25 protein-coding genes and 1 pseudogene are annotated in these 22,962 nt (G+C 66.5%); 17 read left to right on the top strand and 9 right to left on the bottom strand.

What is annotated here, in order from left to right; all coding sequences use genetic code 11:
- Window positions 1–113 precede the first annotated feature (113 nt).
- The 4 genes from fabV to CK498_RS07450 all read left to right on the top strand — a co-directional run bounded on the left by fabV (window position 114) and on the right by CK498_RS07450 (window position 3,825).
- The gene (gene fabV, locus CK498_RS07465) at window positions 114–1,325 is read left to right on the top strand and encodes an enoyl-ACP reductase FabV (RefSeq protein ID WP_095620197.1); all 1,212 of its coding nucleotides are present in this window, start codon (window positions 114–116) and stop codon (window positions 1,323–1,325) included.
- Between the two features lie 100 nt (window positions 1,326–1,425).
- Window positions 1,426–1,626, top strand: coding sequence for a hypothetical protein (locus CK498_RS07460; protein WP_095620196.1), 201 nt, complete (start codon window positions 1,426–1,428; stop codon window positions 1,624–1,626).
- A gap of 157 nt (window positions 1,627–1,783) precedes the next feature.
- Window positions 1,784–2,761 (top strand): GlxA family transcriptional regulator, encoded by a 978-nt coding sequence (locus CK498_RS07455; protein ID WP_176475743.1) that lies wholly within the window; start codon window positions 1,784–1,786, stop codon window positions 2,759–2,761.
- A gap of 176 nt (window positions 2,762–2,937) precedes the next feature.
- A complete protein-coding gene (locus CK498_RS07450; protein WP_141246927.1) occupies window positions 2,938–3,825 on the top strand; it encodes a DMT family transporter in 888 nt (295 codons plus the stop codon).
- Between the two features lie 22 nt (window positions 3,826–3,847).
- Here CK498_RS07450 and CK498_RS07445 read toward each other — a convergent pair whose 3' ends face one another.
- Entirely contained in the window at window positions 3,848–4,465 is a 618-nt protein-coding gene (locus CK498_RS07445; RefSeq protein ID WP_095620278.1) for a class I SAM-dependent methyltransferase, read from the bottom strand.
- Window positions 4,466–4,604: 139 nt separating this feature from the next.
- Here CK498_RS07445 and CK498_RS07440 point away from each other — a divergent pair, with 139 nt between their 5' ends.
- Genes CK498_RS07440 through astB form a run of 5 tightly spaced genes read left to right on the top strand, consistent with a single transcriptional unit; the run spans window position 4,605 to window position 10,778 of the window.
- On the top strand, window positions 4,605–5,819 hold the full coding sequence (locus CK498_RS07440) for an aspartate aminotransferase family protein (RefSeq protein WP_095620194.1): 1,215 nt from the start codon (window positions 4,605–4,607) through the stop codon (window positions 5,817–5,819).
- Between the two features lie 41 nt (window positions 5,820–5,860).
- Window positions 5,861–6,925 (top strand): arginine N-succinyltransferase, encoded by a 1,065-nt coding sequence (locus CK498_RS07435; RefSeq protein WP_095620193.1) that lies wholly within the window; start codon window positions 5,861–5,863, stop codon window positions 6,923–6,925.
- A complete protein-coding gene (astA, locus tag CK498_RS07430) occupies window positions 6,925–7,941 on the top strand; it encodes an arginine N-succinyltransferase (RefSeq protein ID WP_095620192.1) in 1,017 nt (338 codons plus the stop codon). The genes CK498_RS07435 and astA overlap by 1 nt, the downstream gene beginning before the upstream one ends.
- Before the next feature lie 9 nt (window positions 7,942–7,950).
- On the top strand, window positions 7,951–9,420 hold the full coding sequence (astD, locus tag CK498_RS07425) for a succinylglutamate-semialdehyde dehydrogenase (protein WP_095620191.1): 1,470 nt from the start codon (window positions 7,951–7,953) through the stop codon (window positions 9,418–9,420).
- Window positions 9,417–10,778: an N-succinylarginine dihydrolase gene (gene astB / locus CK498_RS07420; protein WP_095620190.1), complete on the top strand. Its 1,362-nt coding sequence runs from the start codon at window positions 9,417–9,419 to the stop codon at window positions 10,776–10,778. Before astD ends, astB begins: the two co-directional genes overlap by 4 nt.
- A 44-nt stretch (window positions 10,779–10,822) precedes the next feature.
- Here the strand turns inward: astB and CK498_RS26355 are convergent, their stop codons facing one another.
- Genes CK498_RS26355 through CK498_RS07410 form a run of 3 tightly spaced genes read right to left on the bottom strand, consistent with a single transcriptional unit; the run spans window position 10,823 to window position 11,492 of the window.
- Window positions 10,823–11,086, bottom strand: coding sequence for a Fic/DOC family protein (locus CK498_RS26355; RefSeq protein WP_217987716.1), 264 nt, complete (start codon window positions 11,084–11,086; stop codon window positions 10,823–10,825).
- Window positions 11,062–11,331, bottom strand: coding sequence for a hypothetical protein (locus tag CK498_RS26350; protein WP_217987715.1), 270 nt, complete (start codon window positions 11,329–11,331; stop codon window positions 11,062–11,064). Before CK498_RS26350 ends, CK498_RS26355 begins: the two co-directional genes overlap by 25 nt.
- Window positions 11,331–11,492: a YhfG family protein gene (locus CK498_RS07410; RefSeq protein WP_095620189.1), complete on the bottom strand. Its 162-nt coding sequence runs from the start codon at window positions 11,490–11,492 to the stop codon at window positions 11,331–11,333. The genes CK498_RS26350 and CK498_RS07410 overlap by 1 nt, the downstream gene beginning before the upstream one ends.
- A 156-nt stretch (window positions 11,493–11,648) precedes the next feature.
- Between CK498_RS07410 and CK498_RS07405 the strand changes: the two genes are divergently transcribed.
- The 5 genes from CK498_RS07405 to CK498_RS07385 all read left to right on the top strand — a co-directional run bounded on the left by CK498_RS07405 (window position 11,649) and on the right by CK498_RS07385 (window position 16,348).
- On the top strand, window positions 11,649–12,134 hold the full coding sequence (locus CK498_RS07405) for a GNAT family N-acetyltransferase (protein WP_095620188.1): 486 nt from the start codon (window positions 11,649–11,651) through the stop codon (window positions 12,132–12,134).
- 9 nt (window positions 12,135–12,143) lie between these two features.
- Window positions 12,144–13,049 (top strand): LysR family transcriptional regulator, encoded by a 906-nt coding sequence (locus CK498_RS07400; RefSeq protein ID WP_229358993.1) that lies wholly within the window; start codon window positions 12,144–12,146, stop codon window positions 13,047–13,049.
- Window positions 13,050–13,156: 107 nt separating this feature from the next.
- Complete coding sequence (locus tag CK498_RS07395) at window positions 13,157–14,554, top strand: amidase (protein ID WP_095620187.1); 1,398 nt, start codon at window positions 13,157–13,159, stop codon at window positions 14,552–14,554.
- A gap of 44 nt (window positions 14,555–14,598) precedes the next feature.
- Window positions 14,599–14,832 carry a hypothetical protein gene (locus CK498_RS07390; RefSeq protein WP_095620186.1) on the top strand — a complete coding sequence of 78 codons (234 nt, stop codon included), beginning with the start codon at window positions 14,599–14,601 and terminating at the stop codon, window positions 14,830–14,832.
- Window positions 14,825–16,348, top strand: coding sequence for a sodium:solute symporter family protein (locus CK498_RS07385; RefSeq protein ID WP_095620185.1), 1,524 nt, complete (start codon window positions 14,825–14,827; stop codon window positions 16,346–16,348). The genes CK498_RS07390 and CK498_RS07385 overlap by 8 nt, the downstream gene beginning before the upstream one ends.
- A 330-nt stretch (window positions 16,349–16,678) precedes the next feature.
- On the opposite strand, the gene CK498_RS07380 is transcribed toward CK498_RS07385, so the two are convergent.
- Both CK498_RS07380 and CK498_RS07375 read right to left on the bottom strand, forming a co-directional pair.
- Complete coding sequence (locus CK498_RS07380; RefSeq protein WP_095620184.1) at window positions 16,679–17,728, bottom strand: SPFH domain-containing protein; 1,050 nt, start codon at window positions 17,726–17,728, stop codon at window positions 16,679–16,681.
- Between the two features lie 2 nt (window positions 17,729–17,730).
- Entirely contained in the window at window positions 17,731–18,189 is a 459-nt protein-coding gene (locus CK498_RS07375) for a nodulation efficiency, NfeD-like protein (RefSeq protein ID WP_095620183.1), read from the bottom strand.
- 119 nt (window positions 18,190–18,308) lie between these two features.
- Here CK498_RS07375 and zapE point away from each other — a divergent pair, with 119 nt between their 5' ends.
- On the top strand, window positions 18,309–19,442 hold the full coding sequence (zapE, locus tag CK498_RS07370) for a cell division protein ZapE (protein ID WP_095620182.1): 1,134 nt from the start codon (window positions 18,309–18,311) through the stop codon (window positions 19,440–19,442).
- On the opposite strand, the gene CK498_RS07365 is transcribed toward zapE, so the two are convergent.
- Window positions 19,439–19,654, bottom strand: a complete 216-nt coding sequence (locus tag CK498_RS07365; protein ID WP_095620181.1) for a hypothetical protein — start codon at window positions 19,652–19,654, stop codon at window positions 19,439–19,441. The two genes, zapE and CK498_RS07365, sit on opposite strands and share 4 nt — an antisense overlap.
- 171 nt (window positions 19,655–19,825) lie before the next feature.
- On the opposite strand from CK498_RS07365, the gene copM reads away from it, so the two are divergent.
- Both copM and CK498_RS07355 read left to right on the top strand, forming a co-directional pair.
- Window positions 19,826–20,305, top strand: a complete 480-nt coding sequence (gene copM / locus CK498_RS07360) for a CopM family metallochaperone (RefSeq protein ID WP_229358992.1) — start codon at window positions 19,826–19,828, stop codon at window positions 20,303–20,305.
- Between the two features lie 156 nt (window positions 20,306–20,461).
- Window positions 20,462–21,208 carry a trimeric intracellular cation channel family protein gene (locus CK498_RS07355; protein ID WP_095620180.1) on the top strand — a complete coding sequence of 249 codons (747 nt, stop codon included), beginning with the start codon at window positions 20,462–20,464 and terminating at the stop codon, window positions 21,206–21,208.
- 98 nt (window positions 21,209–21,306) lie between these two features.
- Here the strand turns inward: CK498_RS07355 and CK498_RS07350 are convergent.
- Together CK498_RS07350 and tal are read right to left on the bottom strand one after the other, a co-directional pair.
- Window positions 21,307–21,795, bottom strand: a pseudogene (locus tag CK498_RS07350) (triose-phosphate isomerase family protein).
- A gap of 83 nt (window positions 21,796–21,878) precedes the next feature.
- Window positions 21,879–22,832: a transaldolase gene (gene tal, locus CK498_RS07345; RefSeq protein ID WP_095620179.1), complete on the bottom strand. Its 954-nt coding sequence runs from the start codon at window positions 22,830–22,832 to the stop codon at window positions 21,879–21,881.
- Window positions 22,833–22,962 lie beyond the last annotated feature (130 nt).

The raw sequence follows: 22,962 nt of genomic DNA, 5'->3' as shown, positions 1-22,962 counted from the left end.
CGCGCATCAGCCGGCAATCTTGTCCCACCCGGCGGTGTACCTCAAGGGCGGACAGCGTCGGCGTTGTGTGGGTAGAATGGCGCCAACTGTCCACTGTTGTATCGAGGTCTGACGTGATCATCAAACCCAAGGTTCGCGGTTTCATCTGTACCACCACCCACCCGGTCGGCTGCGAGAAGAACGTGCTCGAGCAGATCGAGGCGACCCGCGCCCGCGGTCTGGACAAGGCCAGCGGCCCCAAGAAGGTGCTGGTGATCGGCGCCTCCAGTGGCTATGGGTTGGCAGCACGCATCACCGCCGCTTTCGGCTACGGCGCCGACACCCTGGGGGTGTTCTTCGAGAAGCCGGGCAGCGAGAAGCGTACCGGTACCGCCGGCTGGTACAACAGCGCGGCGTTCGACAAGTTCGCCAAGGCCGAGGGACTCTACAGCAAGTCGATCAACGGCGACGCCTTTTCCCACGAGGCGCGGGATAAAGCCATCGAGATGATCAAGGCCGACCTCGGCCAGATCGACCTGGTGGTCTACTCGCTGGCCTCGCCGGTGCGCAAGCTGCCTGACAGCGGCGAGCTCAAGCGCTCGGCGCTCAAGCCGATCGGTGAGACCTACCGCGCCACCGCCATCGACACCAACAAGGATGCCATCATCGAGGCCGAGGTGGAGCCCGCCACCCAGCAGGAGATCGACGACACCATCACGGTGATGGGCGGCGAGGACTGGGAGCTGTGGATGAGCGCCCTCGACCAGGCCGGGGTGCTGGCGCCGGGCGCACGCAGCGTGGCGTTCAGCTACATCGGCACCGAGATCACCTGGCCGATCTACTGGCACGGCGCGCTGGGCAAGGCCAAGGAGGACCTCGACCGCGCTGCCGGTGAGATCGACGCCAAGCTCAAGGCCAGCGGCGGCGGCGCCAATGTGGCGGTGCTCAAGTCGGTGGTGACTCAGGCCAGCGCGGCGATTCCGGTGATGCCGCTGTATATCGCCATGGTCTATCGGGTGATGAAGGAGCAGGGCATCCACGAGGGCACCATCGATCAGCTCAACCGGCTGTTCGGCGAGTACCTCTACTCTTCCCAAGGGCAAGCGGGGCAATTCTCCACCGACGAGGCCGGTCGCCTGCGCCTCGACGACTGGGAGCTGCGCGACGATGTCCAGCAGGCCTGCAAGGAGCTGTGGCCCCAGGTCACCAGCGACAACCTATTCGAGATCACCGACTACGCCGGCTATAAGCACGAGTTCCTCAAGCTGTTCGGCTTCGAGCGCGACGACGTGGACTATGACGCCGACGCCGATCCGGTCGCCGACTTCGACGTGGTCGAACTGTAAGCCGAACGCTGAGTCGGGCGCTGAGCCAGTGGTGAACGCCTGCGCCGCGGGCTAGTCTAAGGGATAGCGCAGTATTCCCCTGGGTAGCGAGGAGGTCCCTATGGACACCAAGGAAAGCAAGACCCCGGAAGAAGAGAAAGAGCACGTAATGGGCCAACGGATTCCCGAGGACTACGACGAAGCCGAGCCCCAGCGCCAGCCTGAAGCCAAGAAACCACCCACGGGTATGCACAGGCTGCTGCCGGTGGCAGTGATTCTGGTACTGGTCGCTGGCTTGGCGTTCCACTTCCTGGGACGCTGACAGCTCCCAACCCAGCTCAACGCCGGGCCCCTTGGGCCCGGCGTTTGCGTATCTGCGACCGGCGCTTGCGACGAGGGTCGCCGGTAGTGCCGGATGGCGCTGCCGGCGAGGCGGCAATTGGGTAAGATGTGACTCCCAGCTCACCACGGCGATAGCGATGCCTGCACTCCGACCCGCCAGCGCCCAGCCCATCACCAGCCGCCAGATCGCCTTCCTGCTGCTGCCGGGATTCTCGCTGCTGGCCCAGGCCTGTGCCCTGGAGCCACTGCAGGTGGCCAATCAGCTTGCCGGCGCGCGCCTCTACGTGCCGCTCACCTACGGTCTCGAGGCGCATGAGACCCGCAGCGCCAGTGAGCTGTCGCTGACGCCGCGCCACGCCGTGGGCGAGGACGATGCCGGCCTCGACATGCTGCTGGTGTGCGCGCCGAGCCCGCTGCCGCTGAGCCTGCCGCCGAGCCTCTGCGATTGGCTCAGGCGCCTCGCCGGGCGCGGCGTGGTGCTGGGTGGCGTGGCTGGCGGTACCGAGGTGCTGGCTCGCGCCGGTGTCCTCGACGGCTACCGTGCGACCCTGCCGTGGCAGCGCTTCGACGCCTTCGCCCGCGATTATCCGCGGGTCAATCTCTCCCAGCAGCTGTTCGAGATCGACCGCGACCGGCTGACCTGCGGCGGCGGCACCGCGGCGATGGACATGATGATGACGCTGATCGGCCAGCACCACGGCCAGCGTCTCGCCGAGGCGGTCTCGGAGCACTTCGTGTGCGAGCGCATTCGCCCCGGCGACGAGCCCCAGCACGTGCCGCTGCGCTCGCGGCTGGGCCACGCCCCGCAGAGCCTGGTCGAGGCGGTCACCCTGATGGAAGCTAATATCGAGGAGCCGCTAACCACCCACGAGCTGGCCGAGCACCTGGGTATCTCGCGGCGCCAGCTCGAGCGGCTGTTCAAGAAGTATCTGCAGGCGGTGCCCAGCCGCTACTATCTCGACCTGCGCCTGCAGGAGGCGCGCAAACTGCTGCGCGAGTGCGACCGCGCGGTGGGCGATATCGCGCTGCTGACCGGCTTCTCGTCGGGGGCACACTTCTCCACCGCCTACCGCAACCACTTCGGCATGACCCCGCGCGAAGAGCGCCTGGTCTGAGCGAGCGCAGGTAGTATAGCTAAGCTTTTTCTGAAAAGTCGTCGAGCGAAGATCAGACAAGGCAAAAATTGGCGAGAAGACGGAGTTTGCGCGGTGTAAATGAGTACTTTGAGCCGATTTTTAACGCTGTATGATCGAGCACAGACAGTTTTCAGGGAAAGCTCAAGGAGGCGCCTATTCGCGCGCTTAAACCCCATTTATTTCTGCTGCTGGTGGCGGCGATCTTCGCCGGCAATATCCTGGTCGGCAAGGCACTGGCGGGGCTGCCGCCGTTCACCATCTCGCTGGGCCGGGTCTTCATCGCGCTGTTGATCATGCTGCCGCTGGGCTGGCATCAGGCGCGCCGCGGCTGGCCGCTGTTTCGCGAGCACTGGCGGCCGCTGGTGGGGCTGGCGCTGACCGGGGTGGCGTTCTTCAATGCGCTGATCTACGCCGCGCTCAACTACACCTCGGCGACCAACGTGGCGATCCTCGAGAGCATGATCCCGGTGGTGACCCTGCTGTTCAGCGTGGCACTGCTCGGCGAGCGCTTCCGCGTCGTGCAGTGGCTGGGGGTGGCGCTGTCGCTGGGCGGCGCGGTGACGGTGATCAGCGCCGGCCAGCAGGGCCCGGCGCTTGCCGGCGGGGTCAACCCGGGCGATGCGATCATGCTGCTGGCGGTGCTGGTGTGGGTGGGCTACTCGCTGCTGGTCAAGACGCATATGGCGCGCTTTCCACGCTACGGCGGCCTGCTGGTGATGCTGGTGATCGCCAACCTGGCGCTGGCGCCGATCGCGCTGTTCGAGGGCGCCATCCAGCAGCTGCCGCAGATCAGCGGCGGGCAGCTGCTGGGGCTGGCCTACCTGGGTATCTTCCCCTCGGTGGTGGCGCTGCTGCTCTACAACAGCGCCCTGGCCGATATCGGCCCAACCCGCGCGGCGATCTACCTCAACCTGCTGCCGGTGTTCACCATGCTCGGCGCCTGGCTGTGGCTCGACGAGCGCATCGTGGCGCTGCAGGTGCTGGCCAGCGCGGTGGTGATCGTCGGCGTGTGGTTGACCATCGCGCCGCAGAGAGCTTCCTGAATCGGGCAGCGAGGCGCCTCGGTCAGGCTTTGCTGGCCAGCAGGGCGCGAAACAGCTCGCCCATCATCACCGGCGTGTCGTGCTCGATGACGAAGCCGGCGTTCTCCAGCAGCGGCCGGGCCTGGCGGGTGATATCGGTGGCCAGCGCCGTGGTCACCAGGTTCAGCGCGCGGCGGCCGATCCCGGCGGGATGGGCGTCGGGCTGGAACTTGTCCATCACACACAGCTGGCCGTCGCTGGCCAGTACGCGGTGGGCCTCGGCCAGGCCGCGTGCCGGGTCCGGCATCACCGCCACGATCAGGTGCATCACCACCGCGTCGAAGTGGCCGTCGGGGTAGTCGAGGTCGGCGGCGTCCATGCTGTACGCGGCGACGTCGAGGTGTAGGTCCTCGGCGCGCCGCACGATGCGCTTGACCATTGCTGGAGCCAGATCTGTGGCGTGGATCTCGACGTTGCGCGGCAGGAAGGGCAGGTCGAGCCCGGTACCGGCGCCCACCAGCAGCACCCGCATGCCGGGCGTCCAGGTCACCTGTTCCAGCGACTGGCGCCGGGCACGGCGAAAGGCCCGCCCGGCGACCAGATCGTAGATCGGCGCATAGAGGCTGTAGCGCAGCCGGTTCCAGGCGGTGGTGTTGAACATGGTGGCGCCCTCACGCAAGCGAACTCATACCGCTAGTCTAACCGCTTTTCATAATTCGCCGTCCCATTGCTGAAAGCCTGGCGTGACGACGGCGCCGTATACTCGTTGAATCAATCGATCCCCGTGGATGGAGACCCTCATGAGCCAGACCCCGACCCGCAGCGACTTCGACCGTTACATGACGCCCAACTATGCGCCGCAGCAGGTGATTCCGGTGCGCGGCGAGGGCAGCCGCCTGTGGGACCAGCAGGGCCGTGAGTACATCGACTTCGCCGGCGGCATCGCGGTGAACTCGCTGGGGCACTGCCACCCGGTGCTGGTCAACGCCCTCAAGGCCCAGGCCGACAAGCTCTGGCACCTCTCCAACGTCTACACCAACGAGCCGGCGCTGAAACTTGCCCGCGCCCTGGTCGAGCGCACCTTCGCCGACAAGGTGTTCATGTGCTCCTCCGGCGGCGAGGCCAACGAGGCGGCGCTCAAGCTGGCGCGGCGCTGGGCGGTGGACCACCACGGCGAGCACAAGGATAAGATCATCTCCTTCTCGCACTCCTTCCATGGACGCACCTTCTTCACCGTCAGCGTCGGCGGCCAGCCCAAGTACTCCCAAGGCTTCGGCCCGGTGCCCGGCGGCATCCTGCACGCCACCTACAACGACCTCGACAGCGTGCGCGCGCTGGTCGGCGATGACACCTGCGCGATCATGGTCGAGCCGATGCAGGGCGAGGGCGGTATCGTCCCCGCGACGCAGGAATTCCTGCAGGGCCTGCGCGATCTCTGCAACGCCCATAATGCCCTGCTGGTGTTCGATGAAGTGCAGACCGGCGCCGGGCGCTGCGGTGAGCTCTACGCCTACAAGAACTATGGCGTGATCCCCGACATCCTGACCAGCGCCAAGTCGCTGGGCGGCGGCATTCCGGTGGGCGCCATGCTGACCAGCGATGCGATTGCCACCTCGCTGGCCGTCGGCACCCACGGCTCCACCTACGGCGGCAACCCGCTGGCCTCGGCGGTGGCGCTGGCGGCCATCGAGTATATCGACACCCCGGAGGTGCTGGAGGGCGTCAAGAAGCGCCACGAACTGTTCCGCGAGCATCTCGAGACCATCAACCGCAAGCACGGCGTGTTCCAGGAGATCCGTGGCATGGGCCTGTTGATCGGCGCGCAGATGGCGCCTGAGTACGAGGGCCAGGCCAAGGATATCCTGCCACTGGCCATCGACGAGGGCCTGATGGCGCTGATCGCCGGCCCCAACGTGCTGCGCATGGCGCCGTCGCTGGTGATCCCCGAAGCCGATATCGAAGAGGGCATGGCGCGCCTCGAACGCGCCATCGCCACGCTGGTGGCCAAGGCGTGAGCCAAGTGCCCGCCCCATCGTCTCGCTCAGGAGGACACGCCATGCTGGTCGTTCGTCCCGCCCGTGCGGCTGACCTGCCGGCCCTGGAGCGTCTCGCCGGCAGCGCCACGCCGCGCCTGACCAACCTGCCGGCGCACCGCGACCGCCTCGAGGAGCGCATCACCCGCTCCCAGCGCGCCTTCAGTCGCGAGGTGGAGTTCCCCGGCGACGAGCACTACACCTTCGTGCTCGAGGACCGCGAGCGCGGCGAGGTGGTGGGCACCGCCACCATCCGCGCCCAGGCCGGCGCCAACGAGGCCTACTACACCTACCGCCAGGAGACCCTGATCCACGCCTCGCAGCAGCTCAACGTGCGCCGCGAGGTGCAGACCCTGTCGCTGTCCCACGAGGTCTCCGAGGCGACTCTGCTGTGCGCACTGTCGCTGGACTCGCGTTACCAGGGCACCAGCGCGATGAGCCTGCTGCGCCGCGCGCGGCTGATGTTCATCGCCCAGTATCCGGAGCGTTTCGCCGAGATCCTCGCCGTGGCCTTCCCGGGCTACCTGGACGGCGACGGCGAGTCGCCGTTCTGGAACAGCGTCGGGCGCCACTTCTTCGTGCGCGGCTACCAGGAGATGAATCATATCGCCGGGGTGCGCTCGAAGAGCTTCATCGCCGAGGTGATGCCGCAGTTTCCGCTCTACCTGCCGCTGCTCACGCCCCAGGCGCGGGCCGCCATTGGCCGCGAGCATCCGGACCACGAGCCGGCCCTGGAGGAGATGCTGGCCGAGGGCTTCGTGCGCTCGCGCCACGTCGATATCTTCGACGCCGGACCGGTGGTCAAGGCCGAGCGCACGCGCCTCGAGTCGTTCCGGCGCGCCGCCTGGCACCCGGTGCGGGTGCGCCCGGCGCATACCCTGCCCGACGCCGAGCCGGCGATGATCGCCAACCAGCAGCTTGGCGATTTTCGCTGCGTGGTGGCGCGCTATGCGCTGTCGCCCACCGGCCAGTTGATGCTGTCGCCGGAGCATGCCGAGATCCTCGGCGTCGAGGAGGGCCGTGCGGTACTGGCCGCTCCCTTGGCGCTGCCCGCCGCCATCGATGCACTCGACGAGGGAGAACTGTGATGCGCATTCGTCCGATTGCCCGCGGCGACCTCGACGGCCTCCAGGCGCTGGCCCAGCAGACCGGCGTGGGCTTCACCTCGCTGCCCGACAACCGTGACTTTCTGGCCAGCAAGATCGAACTGGCGGTCAGTGCCTTCGAGGAGCGCACGCCGGCGGATGACCGGCTTTACTTCTTCGTGCTCGAGGACGACGTCAGCGGCGAGTTGGCCGGCTGCTGCGCCATCGAGGGCCAGGTCGGCCGCGAGGTGCCGTTCTACAACTACCGGTTGGGTACTCTGGCGCACTCCTCGGTGCAGCTCGACCTGCACCGCACCATCGACACCCTGTTCCTGAGCTCCGACCACACCGGCGATGCCGAGGTGTGCTCGCTCTACCTGCGCCCTGAGTATCGTCGCCACCGCAACGGCGCGCTGCTCTCCAAGGCGCGCTGGCTGTTCATGGCGCAGTTCCGCGACCGCTTCCCGGCCAAGGTGCTGGCGGAGATGCGCGGGGTCTTCAACGAGGCCGGCATCAGCCCGTTCTGGGAGTGTCTGGGCAGCCACTTCTTCCCCATGGACTTCAACGAGGCCGACCGCCTGACGGGGCTCGGGCAGAAGAGCTTTATCGGCGAGCTGATGCCCAAGTTCCCGATCTACACCACCTTCATGAGCGAGGAGGCGCGGGCCTGCATCGGCGAGGTCCACGAGCACACCCGCCCGGCGCTGGAGATGCTCAAGAAGGAGGGCCTGCGCTGGGAGGGCTATATCGACATCTTCGACGGCGGCCCCACCGTGGAGGCCTATATCGACGATGTGCGCGCGGTGCGCGACTCGCGGCTGTGCCAGGTCGAGGTCACGTCCCAGGCCGCCAGCAGCGAGCGCCATACCTGGCTGGCATCGACCACCGGGATGCCCGATTTCCGCGCCGCCTGGGTCGGCCGCGGCCCCGACGCGGACGGGGTGATGGTTCTCACTGAGGAGGAGGCGCAGCGACTCAACGTCGGTGCCGGCGATTCCCTCCGTCTACTCGAAACCTAGGAGATGCACATGCAAGCCAAACAGCAGCTGCTGATCGGCGGCGCCTGGGTCGACGGCGACGCGGAACGGTTCGCCAAGCTCGACCCGGTGTCCCACCAGGAACTCTGGCAGGGTGCCAGTGCTGGCGCCACCCAGGTCGAGGCTGCCGTGGCCGCGGCGCGCCAAGCCTTCCCCGGCTGGACGCGCACGCGCTTTGCCGAGCGCCAGGCGCTGGTCGAGCGCTTCCGCGGCGTGCTCGAGAGTCACCGCGAGGATCTGGCCACCGCGATTGCCGGCGAGACCGGCAAGCCGCTGTGGGAGGCGCGCACCGAGGTCGGCGCCATGATCGGCAAGGTGGCGCTGTCGATCAGCGCCTACCACGAGCGTACCGGCGAGCGCGAACGCGACCTGGGCGGCACCCACGCCGTGCTGCGCCACCGCCCCCACGGCGTGATGGCGGTGTTCGGCCCCTACAACTTCCCTGGCCACCTGCCCAACGGCCACATGGTGCCGGCGCTGCTGGCCGGCAATACGGTGGTCTTCAAGCCCAGCGAGCAGACCCCGCTGACCGCCGACCTGGTGCTGCAGTGCTGGCGTGAGGCCGGCCTGCCCGCGGGCGTCATCAACCTGGTGCAGGGCGCTGCGCCAGTGGGCCAGGCGCTAGCCGCCTGCCGCGACATCGATGGCCTGCTGTTCACCGGCAGCGCCAAGGTCGGCGGCCTGCTGCAGCAGCAGTTCGCCGGCCAGTTGGACAAGATCCTGGCCTTGGAGCTGGGTGGCAATAACCCGCTGGTGGTCAGGGACGTGCCCGACCAGGACGCCGCAGTGCTGACCATCCTGCAGTCGGCGTTTCTCTCCGGCGGCCAGCGCTGCACCTGTGCGCGGCGGCTGATGGTGCCTCAGGGCGATGTCGGCGACCGGTTGCTCGAGGCGCTGGTATCGGCCATCGACAAACTCCGGGTGGGTGGCCAGTTCAGCGAACCGGCGCCGTTCTACGGCGGGCTGGTCAGCGTCGCCGCCGCCGACGGCCTGCTCAAGGCCCAGGATGACCTGGAGGCGCTGGGTGGCACGGTGCTGTCGCGCATGCAGCGCCTGGAGGAGCACACTAGCCTGCTGAGCCCGGCGTTGATCGACGTGACCGGCCTCGCGCTGCCCGACGAAGAGCACTTTGGGCCGCTGCTCAAGGTGCACCGCTACCGCGACTGGGACGAGGCGATCGCGCTGGCCAACGATACCCGCTACGGTCTTTCCGCCGGGCTGATCGGCGGCAGCCGCGACGACTGGGACGATTTCCTGCTGCGTATCCGTGCCGGTATCGTCAACTGGAACCGCCAGACCACCGGCGCCTCCGGGGATGCGCCGTTCGGCGGCGTCGGCGATAGCGGCAACCATCGGCCCAGCGCCTACTATGCCGCGGATTATTGCGCCTACCCGGTGGCCTCGATGGAGAGCGAGGATCTGCAGCTGCCAGACCAACTGCCGCCGGGGGTGGTGTTATGAGTGACGCTTCGAGCCTGGACGTTCGCGAGGTCAACTTCGACGGCCTGGTAGGGCCCACCCACAACTACTCCGGCCTGGCGCTGGGCAACGTGGCCTCGATGAGCCATGGCGGGCTGGTCTCCAACCCCCGCGAGGGGGCGCTGCAGGGGCTGGCCAAGATGAAGTCGCTGCTCGATGACGGCTACGCCCAGGGCGTGCTGCCCCCTCAGCAGCGCCCCGACCTGGGCGCGCTGCGCGCACTGGGCTTCAGCGGCACGCCCCACGAGGTGCTGACCCGCGCCGCCCGCGAGGCGCCGCAGCTGCTGCGCGCGGTGTGTTCGGCATCGAGCATGTGGACCGCCAATGCCGGCACCGTAACGCCCAGCGTCGATGCCGCGGACGGGCGGGTGCACTTCACCCCGGCCAACCTGCAGTCGAGCTTCCACCGCTACCTGGAGCCGGAGACCACCGGCCGCGTGCTGGCGGCGATCTTCAACGACCCGCGCCACTTCGCCCACCACCCGGTGCTGCCGGCGACCCCGGCGTTCTCCGACGAGGGCGCGGCCAACCACACCCGCCTGAGCGCCTCTCACGGCGAGCCCGGGGTGCACCTGTACGTCTACGGCCGCCAGGCCTTCGGCGGCGACCCCGCCCACGAGCCCCGGCACTTCCCGGCACGCCAGACGCTGGAGGCCAGCCAGGCGGTGGCCCGCCAGCACGGCCTCGGCGAGGCCCAGACGGTATTCGCCCAGCAGCACCCCGCGGCCATCGACGCCGGCGTCTTCCACAATGACGTGATCGCAGTGGGTAATGGCCCGGTATTGCTCTATCACGAGATGGCGTTCCGCGACGAACAGGCGACCCTCGACGCGCTGCGCGCCAAAATGGCCACGCCGCTGATTCCGGTGCGCGTGCCGGTCGAGGCGGTCAGCATGGACGATGCGGTGTCCTCCTACCTGTTCAACTCCCAGCTGCTCTCCAATCCCGACGGCTCGATGACCCTGGTGGTGCCCGGCGAGTGTCAGGAGAACGAGGCGGTGTGGCGCACCATCCAGGACCTGCTGCTGGCGGGCCACAACCCCATCGGCGAGGTGCTGGTCAAGGACGTCAAGCAGAGCATGCGCAACGGCGGCGGCCCCGCCTGCCTGCGCCTGCGGGTGGCGCTCAGCGCCGCCGAGCGCCAGGCCCTGTGCGGCCGGGTGCTGCTCGATGAGGCGCTCTATACCGAGCTCACCGCCTGGGTCGAGCGCCACTACCGCGACCGCCTGGCACCGGACGACCTCGCCGACCCGCAGCTCGCCGAGGAGACCCTCAGCACCTTGGACGAGCTGACGCGGATCCTGCAGATCGGCTCGGTGTATCCGTTTCAGCTGGGGTAGGGGGAGCTGCCTGACGGAATAGCCGCCATGACAGGTCACTGGCGCTATTCCGTTAGCTCTTTGCCGATACATCGGCCAAAGAGTTTTACCATCGGTTGGTAGTCGCAGTGGTAGGCGGAGATATTGGCGTCCAGCCACTCGTCGCGCTCTAGCCCCTGCCATGAAATCTCGTAGCCGCAGTTGATGATAATATGCTCGAACAGTAGCCGCTGTGCTCTGCCGTTTCCTTCGCGGAAGGGGTGGACCACATTCAGGTCGCCATAAAACTCGGCAACGGCCTCTATCAGCGCTTCACGGGCCAGGCCCACGAAATAGCACCGCCGGGTGAGAGAGTCGAAGAGCTTAAGAGATCGCCGAATAATTGATGGTGCAGGCTCTGGAGGTAGGCGAGATCATAGGGAGGTGGCGAGAACTGAATCGCGTCGGTGGCTAGCAATGTCAGCTCCCGCTCGACGCTGATCAGTTCGTCTTCATTGATGATGCCGAGGTGATTACGCAGAGTAGTACTTTGCGGGTAACAATAGGGGGCTTGTTCAGTGCCGTACTTGTCCATCAGGAGCGGGAACGAGAGTACTTGGCCAGAATGGCTTCCTTAGTTAGCTTGGCGCGGGCCGTTGAAGGCGTGAAGCCTTCCAGATGCATGCTGGCCTGGTAATTGGCTCTCTTGACCTTGGCAAAATACGCTTGCTTGGTTTTCAGTGAGATGTCCGGCATGTAAGGAGGATCCGCTGAGGTTTCCATTATTCTAACGCATCGCCTAGCCCAGGCAATGATACTTCCCGCGTCGCTGTCGAGTCGTCCGCTGGCAGGCCGGGGCCTTTGTGGTTACCGTAAGGCACTTATGCAATGGAAGCCCTGAGGAGCGCCGAGATGGCGGAAGCATTGACGATCGAACGGCTGAGCGCCGAGTCCCCATATCTCGCCACGCTGGCGGGGTGGACCCATGCCGCCTGGGGGCATCTCAACCCCGGCATGACCCTCAATGATGCCATCGAGCGCCTGCGCGGAGAGTGCGGTGCCGGCGGCGTGCCCTCGGTATTCGTTGCCATGTGTAATGGCGTGCCGGTGGGCACGGCCAGCCTGGTAGTCGACGATATGAGCGACCGCCCCGATCTCTCCCCCTGGCTGGCCTCGGTATTCGTGCTGCCCGAGTGGCGCGGCCGAGGCATCGCATCGTCGCTGGTGCGGCGGGTCGAGGCCGAGGCGCGAGACACGGGTATCGCGGTTTTTCATCTCTACACGCCGGATCAGCAGGCGCTCTATGCTCGGCTGGGCTGGCAGGCGGTGGAGGAGCGTGACTATCGCGGCGAAGCGGTGACGATCATGCGCCGCCGCTTCGACGCAGACACTCCCTGATCGGGCGCGATGATGCACTGGCGAGCGCTACGCTACTTCGACACCGTGGCCCGCTGCCGTTCACTGAGGCAGGCGGCGGCGCAGTTGCATATCGCCCCCACCGCCATCAGCCGGCAGATTGATCTGCTCGAACATCAGCTCGGTGCCCCGCTGATCGAGCGTGGCCCCAATGGCATCAGCCTTACCGCCGCGGGGGAGCTGCTGGCGGCCCAGGCCCAGCGCACGCTGCGCGACCTCGAACGGGTCCAGGAGCACATCCACGACCTCAAAGGGTTGCGCACCGGACGCGTCAGCCTGCAGGTGGCAGAAGGCGTGGTCGCCGGCCTGCTGACACCGGCTCTGGCGCAGCTGAGCCGCCAGCATCCGCGGCTCGACTTCGATATCCACATCGCCAGCGCCGGCCAGATCGTCGAGGCGTTGCGGTGTGGTGACGCCGATATCGGCCTGGCCTTCTTCATGCCGCGGCACGACGATATCCTGACCCTCGCCAGCGGTACCCTAGAGCACCACGTGGTGATGGCGCCGGACCACCCCCTGGCGGCGGCGCGCACGCTGCGCCTGGCCGATCTTGCCGAGCAACCGCTGGCACTGCCTGATACGCGCTATGGGGTGCGCCAGGCCCTCGACGCGGCGGCCCGCCAGCAGGGCGTGAGGTTGACGCCGACCTTCCATGCCGCCTCCCTCGAGACCCAGAAGGCCCTCGCCATGGCCGGCGTGGCAGTGCTGGTTTTGCCGCCCATGGCAGTGGCCCGTGAGTGCCGTGCCGGGCAACTGGTCGGGGTGCCCCTCCAGCATGGCGAGCTGCCGGGGGCGCGGGTCGACCTGTGCCTCTATCGCCACCGCCAGCGCAGTTTTGCCACCGAGGCGTGCCTGTCGCTACTGGCGGAGACGCTCAATGGGCTAGGTGCGGGCTGACCCTGGTGACCACAAAATGTGGACACGCCGGCATCATAATTGTAATGGCGGTAGACACTGGCGCGGCTCATGCTGAAGGCATCGTTCATCATGCCGAGAGAGACTGCATGCACGAGCCCCATCGGATGACCGCTACCCAACTGCTTGCCGCCTATCGTGACAAGTCGCTGTCGCCACTCGACTACGCCGAGTCGTTGATCGCCCATATCGAGCGCTGGGAGCCGCATCTCAATGCCCTCTACGCCTTCCGTCCCGAGGCTTTTCTCGCGGCGGCGCGCGCCTCCAGCGAGCGCTGGGCGCGGAATGCCCCCCGCGGCACCTTGGATGGCGTACCGGTGACCCTCAAGGAGCTGATTGCCACTCGGGGCCTGCCGGTGCCACTGGGCACGGGGCTTGGCGAACAGGCCGAGGCCAGCGAGGATGCGCCCCCCGCGGCGCGTCTGGCCGAAGACGCTGCGCTGCCGTTGGCCAAGACCACCTGCCCGGATTTCGGCATGCTCTCTTCGGGGCTCTCCTCCTTCCACGGCCTGACCCGTAACCCCTGGAACCTAGCGTGCAATACCGGTGGCTCGAGCTCCGGGGCAGGGGCCGCGGCAGCAGCCGGCTATGGCCCGCTGCATGTGGGTACCGACATCGGCGGTTCGGTACGCCTGCCGGCGGCTTGGTGTGGGGTGGTGGGCTTCAAGCCGACCCTGGGGCGGATTCCCATCGACCCCTACTACGTGGGGCGCTGCGCCGGCCCCATGACGCGCAGCGTCGACGACGCGGCACTGATGATGACCAGCCTGGCGCGTACCGACCGTCGCGATGCGATGCGTCTGCCGCCGGAGACCATCGACTGGACGGACCTGCGCCTGGAACTCAAGGGGTTGCGGCTAGGGGTGATGCTGGAGGCGGGCTGCGGCTTGCCGCTGGAGGAGCCGATACGCGATGCCGTGGAGTCCGCAGCGCAGCGCCTGGAGGCGGCCGGGGCGACCCTGGTGCCGCTGGCCCCAGTACTGACCCGGGAGATGCTCGATGGCCTGGATCGCTTCTGGCGGGCGCGTCAGTACAGCGAGCTGGAGGCGCTGACGGCGGCACAGCGTGAGCGGGTACTGCCGGCGATCGTCGATTGGGCCGAGGAGGGCGCGCGACTGAGCGGCGTCGAGGCGGTGCGCGGCTTCCAGCAGACCCTCAACATGCGACGCGCCACCGAAGCGGCGTTCGAGCAGGTCGATGCGGTGATCTCGCCGACCACCCCCAACGTGGCGTTCCCGGCCGACTGGGCCTCGCCCACCAACGACCCTCAGCGGCCCTTCGAGCATATCGCCTACACGCTGCCGTGGAACATGGGCGAGCAGCCGGCGATATCCCTCAATGCCGGTTTCAGCGGCGAGGGCATGCCGCTGGGTGTGCAGCTGATCGGGCCGCGTTTCGCCGATCACCTGGTGCTCAAGCTGGCCAAGTCGCTCGAGGAGCGGCTGGACGTGGCACCGCGCTGGCCATCGCTCCCGGGTGGGGGCTGACGGCATTCGTAGCGCATCTGTTACAACAATATAGGGAGAAAGCTATGCAGCGTCTTGTCGTACTGCCCACCAGCCGTACCGGTTGGGCCTTGATGATCGCCTTCGTGGCGGTCGTGGTGGCGGGGATCTGGCCGGCGATCGGCTTGGTCAATCGCGCCGTGCTATTCCTCGGCCTGCCGCTGCTGGTGGTGTGGAGCTATGTGCTGATCTTCGCCTGCTTCGCCGTGATGTTGATCGCCAATCGTGTCATCGAGTGGCGGGAGGGCGAGGATGACTAGTCCCTGGCCGCTGCTGATCACCCTGACCTACGTGGCCATTGCCATGGTCATCGGGCTGCGCGCGCGCGGCGGGCGGCGCATGAATAGCCTCGAGGAGTGGGGCGTGGCCGGGCGCAGCATGGGGCCGGTGACACTCTACCTGCTGATCGCTGCCGGCAGCGTCAGCGCCTATACCTTCATGGGCGCGCCGGGGTGGGCCTACGCCAAGGGCGTGGCGGTGTTCTACGTGGCGGTCTACCTCGCCTATCTGGCACTGGTGGCCTGGTACTTCGGCCCCAAGGTTTGGCAGTTCGGCGAACAGTTCGGCCACGTCACCCAGGCCAGCGCCATTGCCGACCGCTACCAGAGCCCGGCGCTGGGCGCCCTGGCGGCACTGGTGATGTCGATCGGTTCGATCGCCTACGCGGTGCTGCAGACCGTCGGCTCCGCCTACATTCTGTTCGTGATGAGCGGTGGGACGATTCCGGTGTGGCTGGGGGTGCCGCTGGTGCTGGCGTGTATCGCGGTCTATCTGTTCGTCAGCGGCCAGCGCGCCATTGGGCGTACCAATGCCTTCCAGGGCGTGCTGATGCTGATCGTGGCCTGGGCGGTGGGGCTCTGGGCGCTGCACAGTGCCACCGGTGGCCTGAGCTTCGCCCCGCTCTTCGAGCGACTGCTGGCCGAGCACGGCGAGTTCCTCACGCTGCCGGGGGCCGGTGGCGACATGACGTTTAGCTTCTGGACCACCTCGATCATCGTCTCGATGTTCTCCTTCATGCCGCCGGTGTGGACCCAGTGGATGAGCGCCTCCTCGGCGCGCACCATCCGCCGCAGCGCTACCTGGTTGCCGACCTACTATGTGGTGATCCTGCCGATGGTGGTAGTGGGCTTCATCGGCATCTTCTCGCTGCCTGAGCTGGCGCGGGCCGATACCGTGGTGCTGGAGTATGCCATGCAGCATCTGCCGGTGGTGCTGGTAGGGCTGTTGGGGGCCGGCACCCTGGCGGCCTCGATGTCCTCCAGCGAGCCGTTCATCCACTCGGTGGCGCTGTCCTGGAGTCGCGACGTTGTGCAGCCTCTGTTGGGGCTTTCGGATGCGCTGACCGGCAGGCTGGCGCGCTGGATGATCGTGCCGCTGATGGCGCTGGTGATCGCCCCGCTGGCGATCGCCGAGCCGGGCAGCCTGGTGATGATCCTGCTGGTGGGGCTGGGCTTTGCCACCCAGGTATTGCCGGCCTTCATCGGCATGTTCTTCTGGCCGCGGGCCTCGCGGTTGGGGGTGATGGCGGGTATCGTCGCCGGCTTCCTGGTTACCGTGGCCTTTACCACCCTGTGGCCGCATCCGCTGGGGGTTCATGCCGGTTTCTGGGGATTGATGCTCAACCTGCCGGTGTTCGTGGCGGTCTCGCTGGTTACGGCGCCGACTTCATCCGAGGTGGTGGAGCGGTTCTTCCGCATCGCCGCGCCGCGCGGGCTTACCCGCCTTGGCAGTGGCGGTAAGACGGTCGCCGCGGACACCGCCGTACATGGCGGTTGAGAGCGCTAGATACAGCGCGGCCGGGCAATTGGCCCGGCCGCGTTGTCTAGAGGGTGTCTACAAACTACTGCGCTCGGTCATGCTGCGTTGAAATCACCTTCAAAATGCTCATTTACACACTCGTAAACTCCGCTTTTGGATTTGCGACATCCATGTCGCTCGCTCTTCGAGCAGCAGAGCTGCCCAAATCGTCAATCCTGACTATTTGTCAGCTGATTTCGCCTTGCGACCCACATGGATGTGGGAAGTGCGTTGGCCCGTTGGGAACGGGCCTAGCCCTGACCTTCGCTCGTGACTTTTGTAAACACCCTCTTAACTTGCGGGCCGGAATCAGCTGCCGCTGGCGGCACCGCCGACCACGCCGCCGCGTAGCCCGTCCGTCTTGCCGCTGCTGCGCAGGTGCTTGCCCACCGCGTCTTCCGGGGAGCCGGCCAGGTCGCGGAACATGCCCATCGAGCCGAGCAGGGCGCTGGACTCGTAGGGCACGAAGACCCGCTCGCCGTCCTTGGCCATGGTCGGCAGCGCCTTGATATAGCTCTGGCCGAGCAGATAGCCGACCACGGTCTGCTTGTTCTCCTCGCTGTCGCCGATGGCGTTGAGCACCAGCTTGATCGACTCCTGCTCGCCCTGGGCGCGCAGGATGGCCGACTCCTTGTCGCCCTCGGCGTTGAGGATCGACGATTCGCGCTGGCCCTGGGCCTTGGCGATGGCTGCCGACTTTTCGCCTTCGGCTTCGGTCACCGTGGCACGACGCTTGCGCTCGGCGGCCATCTGCAGGCGCATGGCGGTCTCGACTTCCTCGGGCATGGCGATGTCCTGCACCTCGACCCGCGACAGCTTGACGCCCCACTTGGAGGCCGGCTCCTCCATGGCGCTCTGGATCTCGTTGTTGACCTCGGCGCGGGACTCGAACAGCTTGTCGAGCTCCATCTTGCCGACTACCGAGCGCAGCGTGGTCTTGGCCAGCACTTCCACCGCCTGGCTCATATTCTCGACCTCATAGACGGCGCGCTTGGGGTCGATGATCTGGTAGTAGAGGGCGCCGTTGATGCGCACCGTGACGTTGTCGGTGGTCACCACCGGCTGGCCGGGAAAGTCCATGACCGTTTCACGACGATCGATGCGAATCTCGTCAGTGGTGATGGCGTGGTAGTCATCGCCCATCTTGCGGTAGCGGATCATGGTGATCGCGCGGGGCTGGTCGATGAACGGGATGATGATATTGATACCGCTCTCCAGCACGCGGTGAAACGAGCCGAGGCGCTCGATCACCATGACCTCGGACTGGCGCACGATCACTAGCCCCTTGACGACGATCAGGATGCCGATAAAGACGACGATCAGGGCCAGTATCAGGCCGGGGCTCACGGGTAAGTCCATGTTCAGTGCTCCTTGGGTGATGCAATGGTGACGATGGCGGTAGTGCCATCGAATTCCTTGAAGACCACGGCGGTGCCCAGCGGCAGCTCGGTGGCGGCGCTTTCCTGCACGCGCAGGCGGTAGAAGTCGCCGTTGACCTTGATGCCAGTGGCGCCGTCGTAATCACGGATCAGGGTGCGGTAGACGCGGCCTTTCTCGACCCCGGTACCGGTGGTGCCGTAGGCCACGCCGCGGGGGGAGAACCATGGGCGGATAAACTTGATGGCTACCGGGACCATGACGCCGGCGGCCAACGCCAGGCCGATCAGCTGCCAGGCCAGCGGCAGGCCGAGCCAGGCCAGTAAGGCGGCAAATAGCGCCGCGATGCCCAGGGCCAGCAGCACCATGGCGCCGGAGGTGAGTTCGGCGAGTGCCAGCAGCAGGCTGAGCGCCAACCATAGCAGAGCCGGGTTCCAGTCCATGGGGTTCCTCCTTGTGGCCAGAAGCGGCCCCCATGGTACTGCATCGCGGCACGCCGGGGGCATTTGTCTGGCTCGGGACGACATGGCATGGTCAGCTCTCAGTGCCAGGAGCCCCTCGAATGACTCAACGCCTCTCGCCCCGCCAAGCCTACGACGATGCCCTGGTGCGCCTGGACTTCGCCGCCGACGCCGCCCAGGCGCACGCCGCGGATGTCCTCGAGGCTTGCTACCGGGCGCTGCATGACGACGGCTCACGGCCCCAGGGCGTCTACCTGTGGGGGCCGGTGGGGCGCGGCAAGACCTGGCTGATGGATCGCTTTCACGACGCGCTGGCGGTGCCTGCCCGCCGTCAGCACTTCCACCACTTCATGCGCTGGGTACATCGCCGTCAGTTCCAGCTCAGTGGTACACCGGACCCGCTCACGGTGATGGCCCATGAGCTGAGCGATGAGGTCGCGGTGCTGTGCCTGGATGAACTGTTCGTCAGCGATATCGCCGATGCCATGCTGCTCGGCCGGCTGATGCAGGCGCTGTTCGACGCCGGGGTAGTGCTGGTCACCACCTCCAACCAGCCGCCGAATCAGCTGTATGCCGAGGGCTACAATCGCGAGCGCTTCCTGCCGGCGATCGCCGCCATCGAGCGGCACCTGCAGGTGGTGGCGATGGACGGCGGCTGCGATCACCGCGAGCATCCGGGCCGCGCCGAGCCGCGCTACTGGGTCCGCGCGCCGCAGCGGCTGGCGCAAGTGTTTGCCCAACTTAGTGAGGGGCAGGCGGCCTGCCGAGAGCCCCTCGATCTGGATGGGCGCATGATCGAGGTGGAAGGGCGTAGCGAGGCGGCGCTGTGGTGTCGCTATGCGCAACTCTGCGAGCAGCCGCTGGGGGCGTTGGATTTCATCAGCCTGTGCGACCGCTTTCGGCACATTTTGGTCGGCGGGGTGCCGGCCATGGGCGGCGCAGCCGGTACCCCGCTCGAGGAGGCCAAGATCGAAGACCTGGGGCCGGATACCGCCGGCGGTGGCGCGCGGCGCGGCTTTTCATGGCAGGATGACGGCGCGCGGCGCTTCATCGCCCTGGTCGACGAGTGCTACGACCGCGGCGTGCCGCTGTATATCGAGGCGCAGGTGCCCATTGAGGAGTTGTATGCCCAGGGGGAGCTGAGCTTTGCCTTTCGCCGCGTGGCCAGCCGTCTCAAGGAGATGCAGCTGGCCCGCTTCGGTGCTGCACCTCAGCGCTCCGGTGTCAGCGCCTAGCGCTCAGGCACCTCGGTCTGGCCGCGAATCTCGCCGGTTTCGTCGCGGTAGGTGCCGGGACGCTGCTGCTCGCCGGGGCTGTCTTCCTGGGGCACGCCCCACATGGTTTCGCGGCTGCCGTCGGGGAAGGTGTTCACGGTGCAGCCCGCCAGCATGACCAGGGTCAATGTCAGGCCGCACAGCTGCGGTAGAGTAGATGTCAGGCGGCGCATGGTCAGGCTCCAAGGATGGCTGCAATGCCGCTAGCATGCGGCCGCGAGGGCGCGGATTTCAAGTTTCTCCAGGCACTGACCGAGCTCACTCATACTGCTTGACCTGTGGGCTACCCATGGCTTTTACATTGATGGCTTGACACGATGCCTTTCAGGAACCAGGAGTTTTTCATGATGCGATCTACCCAGACCGAACCCCGTGCCGCTGCCTATGATGCCGACACCTCCCGCGGGCCGCTGGCGCTGCTGTTGGGCAGCCTGGGAGTGGCCACGGTGCTGGCGCTGAGCCCGCTGGCCGAGGCCGGCAGCCACGAGCACGATCATGGCCAAGAGCAAACCCAGGGCGACGAGCACGCCCACGGCGATCATCAGATGGATGACCAGGCGCACGCCGACGGTCCCGCAGTGCAGGCCTACCGCGAAGCCAACGATCGCATGCACGAGGGCATGATGGGCGGCTTTACCGGTGACGCCGACGTCGACTTCGCACGTGGCATGATCCCCCACCACCAGGGCGCCATCGACATGGCCAATATCGTCCTCGAACATGGTGAGGACGAGGCGCTGCAGCAGCTGGCCCGTGAGATCATCGACGCCCAGGAGGAGGAGATCGCCTTCCTCGAAGCCTGGCTGGAAGAGCACGGCCACTGACCTCACGGCCACCCCACCACCGCAAATCCCCCAGACGCCCGCGCCCGCCGCGGGCGTCGTGGTTAGGTCCCAAAGGGATTCCAGCGCTGCGACGAGTGGTCGGCCTGGCGGCTCGCTTGGCGTATGCTGATGCCAAACAGCAGGGGAGAGCATGGCGTGACGGGGTGGATCTATTGGCTGGACATGGCCGGGGTGATCGTCTTTGCGCTGTCGGGGGTGATACTCGCCTGCCGTTCGCGGATGGACCCCTTCGGCATGCTGGTGCTGGCGGCGGTGACCGGTATCGGCGGCGGCACCCTGCGCGACTTGGTGCTGGGCGTGCGGCCGGTGTTCTGGGTCAGCGACCCAACCTATCTGTGGGTGATTCTGGCCACGGTGGCGGTGTCGATTCTCGGCTTTCACTATATCCACCGCCTGACGCGCACCTTCCTGCCGGTGACCGACGCCTTCGGCCTGGCGCTATTCACGGTGATCGGCGCCCACAAGGCGCTGCTGCTGGACAGTCCCGGCGTGGTGGCGGTGCTGATGGGGCTGATGACTGGGGTCGCCGGCGGCATGATCCGTGACATGCTGGCGCGCCGCGTGCCGATGGTACTGCGCCAGGAGGTCTACGCCACGGCGTCGATCGCTGGCGGCACGGCGTTCGTGCTGCTCAGCGCCTGGCAGGCGCCCACCGCCGTGGCCATCGGCCTGGGGCTGGCGGTGACCCTCGGCCTGCGCCTGGCGGCGATTCGCTGGCGGTTGGCACTGCCGACCTTCGCTTGGGTGGTCACCGAGCCACCACCCTCCGCCGACCAGCCGTCGCTCACATCAGAGCCTGACACTACGCCGCCGCCCAAGCGGCGCCGGGGCAAGGCGCGGGTCAAGCTGATCCGCCCCGGCCGGAGGCAGGGGCGGCGCTAGGTAGTGGCTATACTGACATTTGGAGGATCGTTACAAATTAAGATCAGACTTGCCGCTGGGTAAGGCTGGGGATCGCTTACTGTTCTAGGGGCGAGTTCTCAACGATCAGCCGCAGCCCAGCATATCTGGCTGAATGCGTGAGCATCCAGTGTGGCACCCCCGATCAGGCCGCCGTCGATGTTCGGCTGGGCCAGCAAGTCTGCGGCATTGTCGGCTTTGACGCTGCCGCCGTAGAGTAGCGGAAGGCTCGCGGCGATCGGTGCGGACTGTCTAGCCAGTAATGTGCGTATAAAAGCGTGCACAGACTGGATCTGTTCGAGAGAGGCGGTTTTGCCGGTGCCGATGGCCCAAATCGGCTCGTAGGCAACCACGCTGTGACTAAAGGCTTCGATACCGAGGGTGTCGATTATCTCCTTTGGCTACCGTGATACGATCGCTTCGGTGTCGCCGCTCTGGCGTTGGGTGAGTGTTTCACCCAAGCAGAGTACTGGCACCAGGCCGGCTGCTTGGGCGGTGGTAAATTCTGCCGTAACGGCGATGTCGGATTCGCCGTAAAGACTGTGACGCTCGGAGTGACCGACCAACACATAGCGGCGGACCAGATCTTTCAACGTGCTAGCGCTGGTTTCACCGGTATGGGGCCGGCTGCGTGTTCATTTGATAACGGACATTACGCAGTCAGACGCTTGGCGATGAGTGTCTCGAGGGTTTGCTGGTCGTCGGCGAAGCGCCTGATGCCCTCGGCCAATTTCTCGGTGGCCATGGCATCTTGGTTATGCTCCCAGCGGAAGGTTGGCTCATCGAGTGGTGCAAGGGGCGCGGTGGCATCCGGGAGCTCGACGGCTTTCTCGACATCGCCTTCCTCGGCCGCCAGCTCTTCCAGTAGTGCCGGTGAAATGGTCAGCCGCGGGCAGCCGGCCAGGGCCAGGACTTGGTCGATGGTGCGGAAGCTGGCCCCCATCACCACAGTGTCGTAGCCGCCGCGTCCGACCCTTGCGCAGACGCCGTGCACGAAGTTAACGCCGGGATCCTCTGTCGGGGCATAGTCGCGTCCGCTCTCCTTCTTGTGCCAGTCGGTGACTCGCCCGACGAAGGGGGATACCAGGAAGACGCCGGCATCGAAGCAGGCCTGGGCCTGAGCGTCACTGAACAGCAGCGTCAGGTTGCACTGAATGCCTTCCTTCTCCAGCACCTCGGCGGCACGAATACCCTCCCAGGTCGAGGCCAGCTTGATCAGCACGCGGTCGCGACCTACACCACGTCGCGCATATAGCTCGACCAACTCGTGTGCCTTGCGAATGCTGGCCTGGGTGTCGAAGGAGAGTCGGGCTGCCACCTCGGTAGAGACCCTGCCTGGCACTACGTCGGCAATTTCGCTGCCCATGGCGACCGCCAGGCGGTCTACGCACTGACTTGTGCGCTCGGCAAGATCGCCTGCCTCGCTCCGTGCCTCGCTCAGCACATCATCGATCAGGTCCTGGTATCCGGGCAGTTCGAATGCCTTGAGGATCAAGGATGGGTTGGTGGTGGCGTCCTGGGGACGATAGCGCTTGATGGCGTCGAGGTCGCCGGTGTCGGCGACGACCAGAGAGTGCCGGCGCAGGGTATCGAGTTTAGATGGCATGAAGACCTCCAATGATTAGGCGAGTAAACATGGATAAGCAAGCGTCACGCGAGAGTGAGAGGGCATCAGGCCACGTCGCGGCCCGATACCTCTGATAGTGTGACGGTGGCAGGGTGAAAGTGGGGACCTT

Source organism: Halomonas salipaludis (genome assembly GCF_002286975.1).
Lineage (GTDB): Bacteria > Pseudomonadota > Gammaproteobacteria > Pseudomonadales > Halomonadaceae > Franzmannia > Franzmannia salipaludis.
Note: the sequence above shows the minus strand (reverse complement) of the source record. Positions and strands in the feature narration are given on the sequence as shown.

Excerpts from the sequence above, each read along its gene's own strand:
- CK498_RS07460 (WP_095620196.1), top strand. The coding sequence starts at position 1,426 with ATGGACACCAAGGAAAGCAAGACCCCGGAAGAAGAGAAAGAGCACGTA.
- CK498_RS07455 (WP_176475743.1), top strand. The coding sequence starts at position 1,784 with ATGCCTGCACTCCGACCCGCCAGCGCCCAGCCCATCACCAGCCGCCAG.
- CK498_RS07445 (WP_095620278.1), bottom strand. The coding sequence starts at position 4,465 with ATGTTCAACACCACCGCCTGGAACCGGCTGCGCTACAGCCTCTATGCG.
- CK498_RS07440 (WP_095620194.1), top strand. The coding sequence starts at position 4,605 with ATGAGCCAGACCCCGACCCGCAGCGACTTCGACCGTTACATGACGCCC.
- CK498_RS07435 (WP_095620193.1), top strand. The coding sequence starts at position 5,861 with ATGCTGGTCGTTCGTCCCGCCCGTGCGGCTGACCTGCCGGCCCTGGAG.
- astA (WP_095620192.1), top strand. The coding sequence starts at position 6,925 with ATGCGCATTCGTCCGATTGCCCGCGGCGACCTCGACGGCCTCCAGGCG.
- astD (WP_095620191.1), top strand. The coding sequence starts at position 7,951 with ATGCAAGCCAAACAGCAGCTGCTGATCGGCGGCGCCTGGGTCGACGGC.
- astB (WP_095620190.1), top strand. The coding sequence starts at position 9,417 with ATGAGTGACGCTTCGAGCCTGGACGTTCGCGAGGTCAACTTCGACGGC.
- CK498_RS26350 (WP_217987715.1), bottom strand. The coding sequence starts at position 11,331 with ATGGACAAGTACGGCACTGAACAAGCCCCCTATTGTTACCCGCAAAGT.
- CK498_RS07410 (WP_095620189.1), bottom strand. The coding sequence starts at position 11,492 with ATGCCGGACATCTCACTGAAAACCAAGCAAGCGTATTTTGCCAAGGTC.
- CK498_RS07405 (WP_095620188.1), top strand. The coding sequence starts at position 11,649 with ATGGCGGAAGCATTGACGATCGAACGGCTGAGCGCCGAGTCCCCATAT.
- CK498_RS07400 (WP_229358993.1), top strand. The coding sequence starts at position 12,144 with ATGATGCACTGGCGAGCGCTACGCTACTTCGACACCGTGGCCCGCTGC.
- CK498_RS07395 (WP_095620187.1), top strand. The coding sequence starts at position 13,157 with ATGCACGAGCCCCATCGGATGACCGCTACCCAACTGCTTGCCGCCTAT.
- CK498_RS07390 (WP_095620186.1), top strand. The coding sequence starts at position 14,599 with ATGCAGCGTCTTGTCGTACTGCCCACCAGCCGTACCGGTTGGGCCTTG.
- CK498_RS07385 (WP_095620185.1), top strand. The coding sequence starts at position 14,825 with ATGACTAGTCCCTGGCCGCTGCTGATCACCCTGACCTACGTGGCCATT.
- CK498_RS07380 (WP_095620184.1), bottom strand. The coding sequence starts at position 17,728 with ATGGACTTACCCGTGAGCCCCGGCCTGATACTGGCCCTGATCGTCGTC.
- CK498_RS07375 (WP_095620183.1), bottom strand. The coding sequence starts at position 18,189 with ATGGACTGGAACCCGGCTCTGCTATGGTTGGCGCTCAGCCTGCTGCTG.
- zapE (WP_095620182.1), top strand. The coding sequence starts at position 18,309 with ATGACTCAACGCCTCTCGCCCCGCCAAGCCTACGACGATGCCCTGGTG.
- CK498_RS07365 (WP_095620181.1), bottom strand. The coding sequence starts at position 19,654 with ATGCGCCGCCTGACATCTACTCTACCGCAGCTGTGCGGCCTGACATTG.
- copM (WP_229358992.1), top strand. The coding sequence starts at position 19,826 with ATGATGCGATCTACCCAGACCGAACCCCGTGCCGCTGCCTATGATGCC.
- tal (WP_095620179.1), bottom strand. The coding sequence starts at position 22,832 with ATGCCATCTAAACTCGATACCCTGCGCCGGCACTCTCTGGTCGTCGCC.